The organism is Muricoccus nepalensis, assembly GCF_006438825.1.
Lineage (GTDB): Bacteria > Pseudomonadota > Alphaproteobacteria > Acetobacterales > Acetobacteraceae > Roseomonas > Roseomonas nepalensis.
Window position 1 is genome coordinate 15,207 of sequence record NZ_RCZP01000039.1, and the last position, 13,924, is coordinate 29,130.

The 13,924-nt window shown below is 71.3% G+C and carries 12 protein-coding genes and 1 pseudogene; 3 read left to right on the forward strand and 10 right to left on the reverse strand.

The features are described 5' to 3' along the window. The first annotated feature begins 74 nt into the window (after nt 1–74). The 3 genes and pseudogenes from EAH89_RS24635 to EAH89_RS24645 all read left to right on the forward strand — a co-directional run bounded on the left by EAH89_RS24635 (nt 75) and on the right by EAH89_RS24645 (nt 2,529). Nucleotides 75–1,177, forward strand: a pseudogene (locus EAH89_RS24635) (IS3 family transposase). 177 nt (nt 1,178–1,354) lie between these two features. Continuing rightward, nucleotides 1,355–2,320 (forward strand): IS5 family transposase, encoded by a 966-nt coding sequence (locus EAH89_RS24640; RefSeq protein ID WP_140886365.1) that lies wholly within the window; start codon nt 1,355–1,357, stop codon nt 2,318–2,320. A gap of 23 nt (nt 2,321–2,343) precedes the next feature. After that, nucleotides 2,344–2,529, forward strand: coding sequence for a hypothetical protein (locus EAH89_RS24645; protein WP_140886366.1), 186 nt, complete (start codon nt 2,344–2,346; stop codon nt 2,527–2,529). On the opposite strand, the gene EAH89_RS24650 is transcribed toward EAH89_RS24645, so the two are convergent. The 10 genes from EAH89_RS24650 to EAH89_RS24695 all read right to left on the reverse strand — a co-directional run bounded on the left by EAH89_RS24650 (nt 2,521) and on the right by EAH89_RS24695 (nt 13,890). Next, nucleotides 2,521–3,582, reverse strand: coding sequence for an ROK family protein (locus EAH89_RS24650; protein WP_140886367.1), 1,062 nt, complete (start codon nt 3,580–3,582; stop codon nt 2,521–2,523). The genes EAH89_RS24645 and EAH89_RS24650 overlap by 9 nt on opposite strands. Nucleotides 3,583–3,644: 62 nt before the next feature. Continuing rightward, a complete protein-coding gene (locus tag EAH89_RS24655; protein WP_140886368.1) occupies nt 3,645–4,781 on the reverse strand; it encodes an MFS transporter in 1,137 nt (378 codons plus the stop codon). After that, complete coding sequence (locus EAH89_RS24660) at nt 4,778–5,314, reverse strand: GNAT family N-acetyltransferase (RefSeq protein ID WP_140886369.1); 537 nt, start codon at nt 5,312–5,314, stop codon at nt 4,778–4,780. Before EAH89_RS24660 ends, EAH89_RS24655 begins: the two co-directional genes overlap by 4 nt. A 40-nt stretch (nt 5,315–5,354) precedes the next feature. Then, a complete protein-coding gene (locus tag EAH89_RS24665; RefSeq protein WP_140886370.1) occupies nt 5,355–7,016 on the reverse strand; it encodes an AMP-binding protein in 1,662 nt (553 codons plus the stop codon). Beyond that, on the reverse strand, nt 7,016–7,831 hold the full coding sequence (locus tag EAH89_RS24670; RefSeq protein WP_140886371.1) for an enoyl-CoA hydratase: 816 nt from the start codon (nt 7,829–7,831) through the stop codon (nt 7,016–7,018). The genes EAH89_RS24665 and EAH89_RS24670 overlap by 1 nt, the downstream gene beginning before the upstream one ends. Before the next feature lie 152 nt (nt 7,832–7,983). Further along, the gene (locus EAH89_RS24675; RefSeq protein WP_140886372.1) at nt 7,984–9,645 is read right to left on the reverse strand and encodes an MFS transporter; all 1,662 of its coding nucleotides are present in this window, start codon (nt 9,643–9,645) and stop codon (nt 7,984–7,986) included. A 267-nt stretch (nt 9,646–9,912) separates the two neighbouring features. After that, nucleotides 9,913–10,587 (reverse strand): hypothetical protein, encoded by a 675-nt coding sequence (locus EAH89_RS24680; RefSeq protein WP_140886373.1) that lies wholly within the window; start codon nt 10,585–10,587, stop codon nt 9,913–9,915. Further along, nucleotides 10,587–11,984 (reverse strand): TRAP transporter large permease, encoded by a 1,398-nt coding sequence (locus EAH89_RS24685; RefSeq protein WP_140886374.1) that lies wholly within the window; start codon nt 11,982–11,984, stop codon nt 10,587–10,589. The genes EAH89_RS24680 and EAH89_RS24685 overlap by 1 nt, the downstream gene beginning before the upstream one ends. 46 nt (nt 11,985–12,030) lie before the next feature. Next, nucleotides 12,031–12,699, reverse strand: coding sequence for a TRAP transporter small permease subunit (locus EAH89_RS24690; protein WP_140886375.1), 669 nt, complete (start codon nt 12,697–12,699; stop codon nt 12,031–12,033). A 54-nt stretch (nt 12,700–12,753) separates the two neighbouring features. Next, on the reverse strand, nt 12,754–13,890 hold the full coding sequence (locus tag EAH89_RS24695) for a TRAP transporter substrate-binding protein (protein ID WP_140886376.1): 1,137 nt from the start codon (nt 13,888–13,890) through the stop codon (nt 12,754–12,756). Nucleotides 13,891–13,924: the final 34 nt, after the last annotated feature.

Sequence of the window (13,924 nt, forward strand, 5' to 3'; positions counted from 1 at the left end):
TGACCCCTGAAACTGGTCCGGCGGGAGCGCAAGTTTTTCGGGCACTGTAAGCCCCCGAGGAGGGGGGCGGTGCCATGAAGCAGAAACGGTACACGGACGAACAGATCGCCTTTGCCCTGAGGCAGGCGGAGAGCGGCACGGCAGTAGCCGAGATCTGCCGCAAGCTCGGGATCTCGGAGCCGACGTTCTACCGGTGGAAGAAGCAGTTCGCCGGGATGGGCACGGTGGAGATCCGGCGGCTGAAGCAGCTTGAGGAGGAGAACGCCAAGCTCAAGCGACTGGTCGCCGACCTTAGCCTCGACAAGACGATGCTGCAGGAGGTGCTGCGAAAAAAATGGTGAGGCCCGCGCTGCGCCGCGAGGTGGTGGCTGTGCTGCTTGGCAGCTACCGGATCAGCGAGCGTCGGGCCTGCTCGGCGACGGGGTTCCATCGATCTGCGCAGCGCTACCGGTCCCGGCGTGACCCGCAGGTCGAACTGCGCATGCGTCTGCGCGATCTGGCTGCCGTGAGGGTCCGGTACGGCTACCGTCGCCTGCATGTGCTGCTGCGGCGCGAGGGGTAGCCGGTGAACCATAAGCGCGTCCACCGGCTCTACGCCGAGGAAGGGCTGTCGATCCGCACCACGCTGCCCCGCCGCAAGCGGGCCTGGCGCTACCGGCAAGGGCGGCCGGGCGCGACGGTGCCGAACGAGATCTGGGCGATGGACTTCATGTCGGACCAGCTGTTCGACGGGCGCCCGATCCGGATCCTGACGGTGGTGGACATCCATACGCGAGAGGGGCTCTCAGCGCATCCGAGAGCCAACTTCAGGGCAGCGCAGGTGGTCGAGGTTCTGGATCAGCTCGTGCGGCTCCGGGGCAAGCCGAAGAGCCTGAGGGTTGATAATGGGCCGGAGTTCGCCGGTCGCCTGCTCGACCACTGGGCCTACCTGAACGGGGTCGAGATCGACTTCTCGCGCCCCGGTAAACCCACAGACAACGCGTTTATCGAGGCGTTCAACGCCCGCCTCCGGGCCGAGTGCCTGAACGCCTCGTGGTTCCTGTCCCTGGCCGATGCCCGGGCCCGCATCGAGGAATGGAGGTGCCACTATAACCAGGAGAGACCCCACTCGGCGCTCGGGAACTTGACCCCGAACGCCTTCGCTAACCAAGCTCAACCAGCCCGAGAACTTGCATAGAGCCCGGACCAGAGTTGGGGCGCAGACCAAGGCCATGCTCCACTAAAAATCGGCCTGGGCCACCTCGTGGGGGCTGGTCACTGACGCCAACCGACCTTGGTGCATGGATCAGATCTGAGTCCAAAGTAGGGTAGGATAGGGCCAGAGCGCCCCACTGATCGATAGGGGACACCGCCCTTGCCCTTCAAGGTGAACAAGGACCGGCGCCACCGGATCCCGCGGCAGCGGCATCGGGTCACGAACTGGCCCGCGTATGAGGCGGGCCTTCGTGCTCGTGGCAGCCTGACGGTGTGGTTTACTGAGGAGGCCATGGAGGGGTGGCGGGCGGCGCCCCGGACCAACCGCGGCGGGCAGCGGTCCTATTCGGACTTGGCGATCGCCACTGCGCTGACCTTGCGTGCCGTGTTCCATCTAGCGCTGCGCCAGACGGCGGGCCTGATCGCTTCGGTCCTGCGGCTGCTTGGCCTGGACCTTCCCGTGCCCGACCACACAACCTTGAGCCGCCGTGCGGAGACGCTCGAGGTGCCGCGTGCACGTGGCGGGCAAGCGCCCGTGCACCTGCTGGTGGACAGCACGGGATTGAGGCTCTGCGGGCCTGGCGAGTGGCTCACCGAGAAGCACGGGACACGACGACGCTGGTCGTGGCGCAAACTGCACTTTGCCACCGACGCCGACACGGGGCGCATCGTCGCCTCGGTACTGACGGGCCACGATGCCGATGATGGCGGGCAAGTTGGTCTGCTGCTCGAGAGCGTGGAGGGATCCGTCGCGTCCTTCACCGCTGATGGGGCTTACGACCGTGACGACGTCTATGCCGAAGTCACGGCCTGTCACCCAGAGGCGGAGGTCATCGTGCCACCGCGGTCCAGCGCCGTGCCAAGCGCGTCAGCTGAGACTGATCCAACAGCGCGTGATCAACACCTGCAGACCATTGCCGAGCGCGGCCGCATGGGCTGGCAGAGAGCGTCTGGCTACAACTGGCGTGCCCTGGTCGAGGCTGACGTGTCGCGCTGGAAACGCGTCATTGGGGATGGCCTACGCTCGCAAATGGACGGACGGCAAGCAACCGAGATGGTCCTCGCCGCCGAGGTGCTGAACCGCATGTTGGACCTGGGTCGCCCGGAGTACGTGCGCACCACCTGATTGTCAGGGCCATTGGGAGAGATGTGTCCAACGCTCCGATCGATGCAACAAAGCCGCTGCGCGGGCGGGCGCGGGCGCTGGCGGCGATCCTGGCGCGGGCGGGGGCGCGGCCGCTCGCGCTCAAGGTCACGGCCGACGGGCAGCCCGGCCATCCCCTCTACATCGCCAGCGACACCGAGCCCCGTCTCTGGGAGCCGCCCTCAGCCTGACCTGCGGTTGGTGAAGCGCGCGTTGCCGAGCCCCGTGCCGATCGTCAGCACGCCCCAGCGCTCCACGTCCGTCATGTTCGGGATCTCGCTCAGCCCCTGCAGCACGGCGTCGTTGTGCATGATGACGACGGTGGGGTGGCCGCCGATCTCCGGGATGGCCTCGGCGATCGCGCTCGGCAGGTGGAAGCGGCTGCTCTCCCAGTTGCCCGGAAGGTTCTGGCCGCCGCGGTCGATCGAGCCGTCCTCGCGGATGATGCCGGGGCAGCCGATGCCGATGAAGGGCGCGAGGGAGCGGTGCTTGCCCTCGGCGAGGTCGATCATCCCGCGCAGCATGGCGACGATCCGCGCCACCGCCTCCTCGCGGGTCGGTTCGTCGTCGCGGTGGCGCCACAGTTCCAGTCCCACGACCTTGGCGGCGCCGAGGTCCGGCGCCTTCTTGAGGTTGAGGTCCACGAGCCCCGCGCGGATGTTGGTGCCGCCGATGTCCACCGCCAGCAGGCTGTCATGGCCGGAGAAGACCCAGCTCGGCGCGAGCTGCGCGGCGCCGATCAGCGCGGCCTCATCGGGCTCGTGGGTGATCGGCACCAGATCGACGCCGAGGCCCTCGGCCTTCAGCAGCAGCGAGGCGCGGGCGATGGCGAGCTTGCCGATCCGGCTGCCGCTCAGCCCGCCGCCGACGACGATGCGCTGCGTGTCCTTCCAGCCCTTGTGGCGCAGGAAGCGGCGGGTGACGGTCGCGAATTCCTGGGCGAACTCCTCGAGCACCCCATGGATGAGCGCCGCCGCCTCCGGCCGCTCGTCGGCCAGCAGCTTCTCGAGGCGCCGGTTGGAGACCTCCTCGGTCTCCGTGTCGCCCAGCGGGTCCTCGTCGCCGAGCTTGTGCAGCCGCTCCCGCCAGTCGTCGAGAATGGCGCGGAAGGCGCGCTTGCTCGCGCGGTCGCCGACGAAGCCGTCCTTGTCGCGGAGCTCCGCGTTGTAGGCGTCGAGGATGACGTGGGGCAGTTGAGACGACGCGTGGCCCGTCGTGGGCGGCGCGATGGCCTGGTCGGGCATGCGGCGGCTCCCCTTCTACGGGGAAGGAACGCCGGCGCCGCGCGGTGGTTCAGCGCCGCGCCTTATCCGCCGCGGCGCCGCACGGCCAGGCTGGCCGCCGCCAGCATCGCCGCCGCGCCGCCGTAGACGAGCAGCGCCGGCAGCAGGGGGAAGAGGATGCCCGCCAGCAGCGGCCCGGCGCCCGCGCCGATGTCGCGCCAGGTCGCCTGCCGCGCCAGCGCCGGAACCCGCGCCCCACCCGGGTTCTCGGCCGCGACGATCGGCCCGGCCAGCGGCTGCACGATGGCCCGCAGCAGCACGGTGCCCAGCGCGCCCACCCAGAGCAGTGCGCCCCCGAGCCCGAGCAGCAGCAGCCCGCCCGCCGAGCCGAGGGAGAGCAGCACGAGCGCCCGCCGGGCCCCCCACTGCCCCGCCAGCCGCCCGGCCAGCGGGGAAAGGAGGATCTCGGCGGCGTAGCGCAGGGCGAGCGCACCCCCGGCCGCGAGCGTCGCCCCCTGCGGCAGCGCCTCCGCCGCCAGCACCGCCAGGCCGATGATGAAGATCCCGTCCATCGCCAGGCCGAAGGTGAAGGCCCAGAGGTCGAGCGCGCCCGGCAGGCTGAAGCGCGGCCCCGCGCCCGCCCGCCCCTCCGGCGCGACCGGCAGGCGGGCGGCGAAGAGGATGGCGGGCAGGGAGACGAGGCCGAGCGCGAGGAAGACCGCCCGCGGCCCCGCCCATTCCGCGAGCAACGCCCCGCCGGCGAGGCCGATCATCGGCCCTGCCGCGACGATGGAGCGCGACCAGCCGCTGCGCCGCTCGGCCCCCTCCGCCCGGGCGGTCGGCAGCGCCTGGACCGCGATGTTCATCGCGGCATAGGCCAGGCCCCAGAGCAGCCGCGCCGCGAGCAGCGCCCAGACGCCGGACAGCACGGCGTAGCCCGTGGTCGCCAGCGCCGCCGCAGCGGCCGCGACGGTGCAGGCGGCGCGCGGCCCCCGCTCGGCGTAGACGCGCGCGATCCAGCCGTAGCCCGCGATCCGCACCAGCCGGTTGGCCGCCAGCAGCAGCCCCGCCTCAGGCAGGGTGACGCCGAAGACCGCGGCGTGCAGCGGCAGCAGGAGGTAGAGCACCGTGTCGCCCGGCAGGGTGAGGGCGAGGGTGAGGGCGGAGTTCCGCGTGTCCCGGTCGGCCCGGCCCGGGGAGGGCTCGCCGGCGGGCGTCACGGGCGGGTCGGCGGGGTGGTGTCTCCCGGGCCGAGCGCGCGGGTCATCAGCACGGTGTCGAGCCACATCCCGTGCTTCCAGCCGATGGAGGGGATGACCCCCGCGTGGCGGAAGCCGAGCGCCTCGTGCAGGCGGATCGAGGGGGCGTTGGCGGAGTCGCCGATCACCGCGACCATCAGCCGGAAGTCCGCCGCCTCGCAGCGTGCGATCAGCGCCGCCAGCAGCGCGCGGCCCGCCCCGCCGCGGGCGGCGTCCGGCGCGACATAAACCGAGTTCTCCACCGTGTGCCGGTAGGCCGGGCGCGGGCGGTAGGCCGAGGCGTAGGCGTAGCCGAGCACCGCGCCGGCCCCGTCCACCGCGACGAGGTGGGGGTAGCCGCCTGAGAGGATCGCCTCCCGCCGCCCGGCCATCTCGGCATCGGAGGGCGGGGAGAGCTCGAAGGAGGCGCGGCCGGTCCTCACCCAATGGGCGTAGATCGCGGCGATGGCGGGGACGTCGCCGGGCTGGCTGTCGCGGATGACGGGCGCGGTCATGCGACCCTCATGCAGCGCCGGGCGGCGTGCCGCAAGCCGCTCAGCCCGCGGCCGTCCCCTCGCGCACCGCCTTCCGCAACGGCACCTTCTGGAGCTTGCCGGTGGAGGTCTTGGGCACCTCCTGGAAGACGACCCGCTTGGGCACCTTGAAGCCGGCCAGCAGGCCGCGGGCATGGGCGATCAGCTCCGCCTCCGTCGCCAGCGCGTCGGGCTTCAGCTCCACGAAGGCCCAGGGCACCTCGCCCCATTTCTCGTCGGGCGCGGCGACCACGGCGGCCACCGCGACGGCCGGGTGCTTGTAGAGCGCGTCCTCCACCTCGATGGAGGAGATGTTCTCGCCGCCGGAGATGATGATGTCCTTCGCCCGGTCCTTGAGCTGCACGTAGCCGTCGGTGTGCTTCACGCCGAGGTCGCCGGTGCGGAACCAGCCGCCGGCGAAGGCCTTCCGGGTCGCCGCCTCGTCCTTGAGGTAGCCCTTCATCACGGTGTTCCCGCGCATGGCCACCTCGCCCATCGTCACGCCGTCGGCAGGGACGGGGTTGTCGTTGGCGTCGAGCACGTCGAAGGCCTCGAGCGTCACGTAGCGCACGCCCTGGCGCGCCATCAGCGCCGCGCGCTCGGGGGCAGGGAGGGCGTCGTGCTCGGCGTGCCACTCGTTCACCACGGAGGGGCCGTAGCACTCGGTCAGCCCGTAGATGTGGCGCACGGTGACGCCGGCCTCGTCGGCCGCGGCCAGCACCGCCTCCGGCGGGGAGGCGCCGGCCACGCCGTAGACGAGCCCCGTGCCCGGCACGCGCGCGGGGTCGTTGACCAGCATCTGGAGGACGATCGGCGCGCCGCACATGTGGGTCACGCCGTGCGCGGTGATCCTCTCCCACATCGCGGGGCCGCGCACGGCGCGGAGGCAGACATGCGTGCCCGAGACCGCGGCGACCGCCCAGGGGAAGCACCAACCGTTGCAGTGGAACATCGGAAGGGTCCAGAGATAGACCGGCGCCGGGCCGATGCCGCAGGCCAGCAGGTCGCCGATCGCGCCGAGATAGGCGCCGCGGTGGTGGTAGACCACGCCCTTCGGCCGTCCCGTGGTGCCGGAGGTGTAGTTCAGCGCGATGGCGTCCCACTCGTCACCGGGAGGCTCCCAGGCGTAGGCGGCGTCTCCGGAGGCGACGAAGGCGTCGTAGTCCTCGCCGCCCGCCGTGTGGGGGAAGGGGGCCTCCGGGTCGTCCACCTCGAAGACGAAGGGCTTCACCGTCGCGATCTCCAGCGCGCGGGCGAGGACCGGGGCGAACTCGCGGTCCACCACCACCGCGCGCGCCTCCCCGTGGTCGAGGATGTAGGCGATGGTGTCGGCGTCGAGGCGGATGTTGATCGTGTTCAGCACGGCGCCCGTCATCGGCACGCCGTTGTGGCACTCGATCATCGCCGGCGTGTTCGGCAGGATCGCCGCGACGGTGTCGCCGCGCCCGATGCCGCGCGCGGCGAGCGCGGAGGCGAGGCGCACGCAGCGGTCGCGGTGCTCGCGCCAGGTCATGCGCTGCGCCCCGTGGATGACGGCGACGCGGTCCGGGAAGACCGCCGCCGCGCGCTCGACGAAGAGCAGCGGGGTGAGGGCGCGGTGGTTGGCGGGGTCGCGCGGCAGGGCGTCGTAGGCGGCCTTAGCCGAGAGCGGCGCGGGCTCTCCCTCCCGGGGCAGGGTGTCCATCAGCGGTGCCTCCATTCGGGCGTGCGGCGCGCGAGGAAGGCGCCGATGCCCTCGGCCGCGTCCTCCGCGAGAAGGTTGTCGACCATGGCGGCGGCGGCCACCTCGTAGGCCTCGGCCAGCGGCAGCCCCGCCTGCCGGTGGAAGGTCCGCTTGCCGAGCCGGACCGCGAGGGCGGAGCGCGCGGCGATGCGGGCGGCGAGCGCCTGCGCCTCCTCCCGCAGGCTCGCCGCCGGCACCACGCGGTTCACGAGGCCGATCCGCCGGGCCTCCTCCGCCCCGATGGGCTCGGCCGTCAGCAGCATCTCCATCGCCGCCTTGCGCGGCACGGCGCGCGAGAGCGCGACGGCGGGGGTGGAGCAGAAGAGGCCGATGTCCACGCCCGGCGTGCAGAAGCGCGCGGCGTCGGAGGCCACGACGAGGTCGCAGGCGGCGGCGAGCTGGCACCCGGCGGCGGTGGCAAGGCCCCCCACCGCGGCGACCACGGGCTGGGGCAGGGCGGGGAGGGAGCCCATGACGGCGGCGCAGCGCGCCATCGCGTCGGCGAAGAAGGCGCGCCCGCCGTCGGCATCCGCGAAGCGCGCGGTGATCTCCTTCAGGTCGTGCCCCGCGCAGAAGACCGGGCCGGCGGCCGCGATGACGACGCAGCGCACCGCGGCGTCGTCCGCGATGGCGGCGAGCTCCACCGCGAGGGCGTCGAGCAGCGCGACGGAGAGGCCGTTGCGCGCCGCGGGGCGGTTGAGGACGAGGGTCGCGACCGCGTCGCGGTCCTCGCGGACCAGGATCGGCGCAACGGTCCCGGCAGTGCCGTCCGGCATGGTTCCTCCCCTTCTCCGGCGGGCCGCAGATTGGGATGCGGCGGGCCGCCTGCGCAAGACCCGTCACGGCCGCGATCCGAGGCGGGGTGCCGCCCATGAGAAAGGGCGCCGGGATCCCTCCCGGCGCCCTTCCCCGTTCCTGGCGGGCGGTGTCAGGCCCGCGCGTTGGTGCCGGATTCCTCGGCCTCGAAGATGTCGCGGTCCTTCGTCTCCGGGATGAAGAGGGCGCCGATCACGACCGTCACGAGCGCGATCACCACGGGGTACCAGAGCCCGAAATAGGTGTCGCCGGTCTGCGCCACCATGGCCAGCGAGGTCGCCGGCAGCAGCCCGCCGAACCAGCCGTTGCCGATGTGGTAGGGCAGCGACATGGAGGTGTAGCGGATGCGCGTCGGGAAGAGCTCCACCAGCGCGGCCGCGATCGGGCCGTAGACCATGGTCACGTAGATCACGAGGATGGTCAGCACCCCGATCAGCACCGCCGGCTGCTCGCGGAAGATGTCGAAGGGACCGGACATCTTCACGACCGTCGGGTTGGACGCCGCCGGGTAGCCGGCCGCGGTCAGCGCCGCGGAGAGCTGCTGCTGGAAGGTCGGGTCGGTCGCGACGATCGGCGCCGCATCCTTGATGCGGACCGCGGTCGCGGCCGCCCCGCCGCTGTTGGGCAGCGCCTCGACGCTGTACTTCACCGAGGCGCGCGCGAGGGCGGCCTTGGCGATGTCGCAGGGCTGGGTGAAGCGCGCCGTGCCGACCGGGTTGAACTGGAAGGAGCAGCTCGCGGGGTCGGTCAGCACCGTCACCGGGATGGTCTGCTGCGCCTGGTGCAACGCCGGGTTGGCCTCCGCCGTCAGCAGCTTGAAGAGCGGGAAGTAGGTCAGCGCGGCCAGCAGGCAGCCGCCGAGGATGATCGGCTTGCGGCCGACCTTGTCCGACAGCCAGCCGAAGAAGACGAAGAAGCCCGAGCCCAGCAGCAGCGACCAGGCGATGAGCAGGTTCGTCGTCGGGCCATCCACCTTGGCGATCGAGCCGAGGAAGAACAGCGCGTAGAACTGGCCGGTGTACCAGACGACCGCCTGGCCCATGGTGAGGCCGAGCAGCGCGAGCAGCGCCCACTTGGCGTTCCGCCACTGGCCGAAGGCCTCCGACAGCGGCGCCTTGGAGCCGGTGCCCTCGGTCTTCATCTTCTGGAAGGCCGGGCTCTCGTGCAGCGTCGAGCGGATCCAGACGGAGATGCCGAGCAGCACGACCGAGAGCAGGAAGGGGATGCGCCAGCCCCAGGCCGCGAACTCGGCCTCGCCGGTCCAGGTGCGGACGCCCAGGATGACCAGCAGCGAGAGGAAGAGGCCCGCCGTCGCCGTCACCTGGATGAAGGAGGTGTAGAAGCCGCGGCGGCCGTTGGGCGCGTGCTCGGCCACGTAGGTCGCGGCGCCGCCGTACTCGCCGCCCAGTGCCAGGCCCTGGAGGCAGCGCAGCACGATGAGCAGGATCGGCGCGAGGATGCCGATCGTGTCCGACCCGGGCAGCAGACCGACGATGAAGGTCGAGGCGCCCATGATCAGGATGGTCACGAGGAAGGTGTACTTGCGCCCGACGAGGTCGCCGATGCGGCCGAAGACGAGCGCGCCGAAGGGCCGCACGAGGAAGCCGGCCGCGAAGGTGAGCAGCGCGAAGATGTTGCGCGTGCCCTCGGGGTACTGGCTGAAGAAGTGGGTGCCGATCAGGCCGGCGAGGCTGCCGTAGAGATAGAAGTCATACCACTCGAAGACGGTTCCGAGCGAGGAGCCAAGGATGACCTTGCGCTCCTCCTTGCTCATGGGTCGCTGCTTCTCGGCAGCGGCCGCGGTTGAATAGGCTGTACTCATGCTTCTCGGACCCTGCTTTCCCCCCCGGGGCGCGACGTTCCCCGGACTTCTCGATGAATCCCCCGCGCAGGTCCCGAACCGGGGGCACCGCGCGGCGGGGCCGCCCGTCGCGGCGGGCAGCCGACAATACGATACCGCGCCGAATCAACGGTCGGCCAGCGTCCAATTAACGACACGGCAATCATCTACAAGACTGTGATGAAAATGATGCAAGGAACATCAAAGGATTTGCGCGCCGACTCGTCCGAGCGCGCCGAAGCCCGCGCTGATCCGGCCGTCCGCGTCCGGCGCGATCGGTTCCGAAAGTCCGGCCACCACCAGCAGCGCCCCCGCGGGCAGCCCGCCGAGGCGGCGGGCGGCGGCGGCGGCCGCGAGGAAGGCGCTCGACGCGTCGGTACGTCGCGCGCCGGCGGCGGTCTCGATCATCACGCCGTCCGCCGGCGGCGGCGCGGCAGGGCCGGCGACGACCATCCCGAGCCCGGCCAGGTCCGCGGCGCGCAGGGCCGCCGCGGCGGGCGCGGTGGTGAAGCGGCTGCCGGCGACGTCGAGGGCGGGGTGGACGGCCGAGAGGACCGGCGGCGCCGTCTCCCCCTCCTCCAGCGGCTCGGCGAGCACCGCGACCAGCGCGGCCGTCGCGACGGGGTGGCGCACGCCGAGGACGCTTGCCCCGTCCGGCAGGAGGCGCCCTCCCACCATCGGCCCGGCGAGGCCGCCGAGCGTGCGCAGGCCGCAGGGGGCGAGGCCCAGTTCGGCGAGCGCGAGCAGCGCGGCCCGCTCCCCCTCGGCGCGGCTCCGAGGCGCGGCGTCCGCCGAAAGGGGCGCGAGGGGGCTGCCGGTGGCGATGGCCTCGGCGAGCCATCCGGCGGCGCGGTCGGCGCGGGTGCGGCGGGGCACTAGCGAAGGGTCTCCTCCTCGGTGAAGCCGCCGGCGGGCGGCGCCTCCAGCGAGAGGCCGGGCTCGGCCGCGACGGTGCCGCCGTAGAGCTTCTCCGGCAGCCAGGTCACCAGCTCCGGCACGAAGTACATGACGACCATCGTCGCGACGACGATGTAGATGAAGGGCATGACGCCCGCGAAGATGTCCTCCAGCCGGACGTGCTTCGGCGCGACCCCCTTGAGGTAGAAGGTGGCCATCGCGACCGGCGGCGAGAGGAAGGAGGTCTGCAGGTTGAGCGCGATCATCACCCCGAAGAAGAGGGGCGAGACGCCGAAGTCGTCCAGCAGCGGCAGGAAGATCGGCACGAAGATGACGATGATCTCCGTCCACTCCAGCGGCCAGCCGAGCACGAAGATGATCGCCTGGGCGAGGATCATGAAGGTGAAGGAGTTCAGCGGCAGCGACTTCACGAACTCCTCGACCACCGACTGGCCGCCCAGATAGCCGAAGACCGAGGAGAAGATGTAGGAGCCGACGAAGAGCCAGCAGACCATCGCCGAGGTTCGCGCCGTCAGGAACACGCTCTCCCGCAGCTTGGCCCAGGTGAAGGCGCGGTACACGATCGCGAGGATGATGGAGCCGAGGCTGCCCATGGCGGCCGCCTCGCTCGGCGTGGCCAGGCCGAGCAGGATGGCGCCGAGCACCGAGGCGATCAGCAGCGCCAGCGGCACGAAGGACGAGACGAGCGCCCAGGCGACCTTGGCGAAGGGGATGTTGCGCTGCTCCCGCGGCAGCGGGGGCGCCAGTTGCGGCTTCAGCATCGCCAGGATGATGACGTAGAGCATGTAGCAGAGGGCCAGCGTGACGCCCGGGATGAAAGCGGCGGCGTAGAGCTGCACGACCGAGACCCCGGCGGTCGCGCCGTAGAGGATGAGCATGATCGAGGGCGGGATGAGGATGCCCAGGCAACCGCCGGCGCAGGTGACGCCGGCCGCCAGCCGCACGTCGTAGCCGGCCTTCAGCATGGCGGGGAAGGCGAGCAGCCCCATCAGCGTCACCACCGCGCCGACGATGCCCGTCGCGGTCGCGAAGAGCGCGCAGGTGGCCAGCGTCGCGATGGCGAGGCTGCCGGGAAGGCCGCCCGCGGCCATCTGCAACGAGCGGAACAGGCGCTCGAGGATGTTCGCGCGCTCGATCACGTAGCCCATGAACACGAAGAGCGGCACGGAGATGAGCACGTCGTTCGACATGACCGCGTAGGTGCGCTGCACCAGCAGGTCGAAGATGCGGTCGCCCATGCCGAGGTAGCCGAAGAAGAGGCCCATCGCCATGAGGGTGAAGGCGATGGGGAAGCCGAGCAGGATGAAGCCCAGGAACAGGGCGAGCATCGTCAGGCCGAGGGCGGGGTCGCTCATGGTCGGGCGTCTTCTCGCGCGGGATCGGGGTTGGGGCAGCGCGGGCTCAGCGCCCGTCCTGCTGGTCGCCGGCGCGCTCGCGCCGGGCGGCCTCGGCGGGCGGGGAGAGGCCGGTGCCGCCGCCGATGGCGGCGGCCAGCGCCTCGGCGCCCATGGTCTCGGCCTGGGCGAGGATGATCTGGTCCAGCTCCTCCACGTCCGACAGCCGCTTCGGCCAGCGGCCCTCCCGGATGCACTGGACGCAGCGCACCAGTTCCACTAGCCCCTGCAGCAGCAGCAGGACGCCGACCAGCGGGATGAGGAACTTGAAGGGCCAGATCACGGGCCCCGACGGCGAGAACATCGAGCGCTCGTTCTGCCGCAGGCTCTCCTCGAAGAAGTGCCAGCCGGAGATCATGAAGGCGAAGATCGCGGGGAAGAAGAACAGCAGGTAGAGGACGAGGTCGAGCCAGCCCTGGCGCGGCTCCGAGAGTTTCCGGTAGAGGAAATCCCCGCGCACATGCCCGTTGCGCGACAGCGCGTAGGCGCCGGCCATCATGAACAGCGTGCCGTAGAGCATGTAGGTGACGTCGTAGCCCCAGGTGGTCGGCGCCCGGAACACGTAGCGGGCCACGACCTCGTAGGTGACGACGCCGGTGAGCCCCACGATGCACCAGGCGAAGGTCTGGCCAACGAGGGTCGAGAGCCGGTCGATGCCCAGCAGGATGCGCTGCATGAGGTCCCCTTGCGCCGCGGCCGGCCGGCGGGGCGCGGGCCCCGCCGGCGCGGATCAGCGGCTGGCGAAGAAGTGGTTGTAGGCGGCGACCTGGCTGGCCTCGTAGCGAAGGAAGAAGTTGCCCACGCGCCGGCACCACTCGCGCTGGCTGTCGCAGACCTTCTTGAAGAAGGGGCCGTTGGAGGGGCTCGAGTTGTCGCCCTCCAGCCGCACGATCACGTTGTTCCAGGCGGCGAGCTGCGCGTCGAGGATGGCGCGGGGCAGGGGGCGCGCCTGCACGCCCTGGCGCTGGGTCATCTCCAGCAGGTCCTTGGAGTAGCGGTCCTGCAGCTTCCACGACATGTCGGCCGAGGCGGCCTCGGCGGAGTGGCGGATGATGGCCTGCAGCTCGGCCGGCAGGCTCTCGTACTTGCCCTTGTTGAACAGGATCTCGAAGCTCTCCACCCGCTGGTGGTAGCTCTGGAGCATGTAGGTCTTGGCGACGTCGGGGAAGCCGAGGACGCGGTCGGAGGAGGGGTTGTTGAACTCCGCCCCGTCGATCACGCCGCGCTCGAGGGCCGGCACGATCTCCCCGCCCGGCAGCGAGACCACCGCCGCCCCCATCTCCGCCATGAGGTCGGCGGCCAGGCCGACGGTGCGGTACTTCAGGCCACGGATCTGGTCGATCCGCTCGATCGGCTGCTTGAACCAGCCGAAGGGCTGGGTGGGCATGGGGCCGGAGAGGAAGCCGACGACGTTGACCTTCAGGATCTCGCCGAGAAGCTCCTTGTAAAGCGCCTCGCCCCCGCCGTGATAGAACCAGCCGAGCATCTGGTTGGCGTCGCCGAACCAGGGGGGCGCGGTGCCGAACAGGGAGAAGGCCTTGTTCTTGCCGAACCAGTAGGCGACCACGCCGTGGCCGCCGTCGAGCGTGCCGGCGTGCACGGCGTCCAGCACCTGGAAGGCGCCGACGACCGACCCGGCGGCCAGCAGCTCGACCCGCAGGCGGCCGCCGGCCATGCGGTTCACTCGCTCGACGTAGTCCTGGGCGAACTCATGGAAGATGTCGCGCTGGGGCCAGGTGGACTGGAAGCGCAGCGTGGTGGTCTGGGCCCGGCTGACGCCCGGCGTCGCGAGCACGGCCGTTGCGGTCGCGCCGACGGCCGCCGCGCGCAGCAGGCCACGGCGGCCCGCCTTTTCCTTCTCGGACATGAGAAACCTTCCCTGCTGGTCGGCCTCTGGCGGG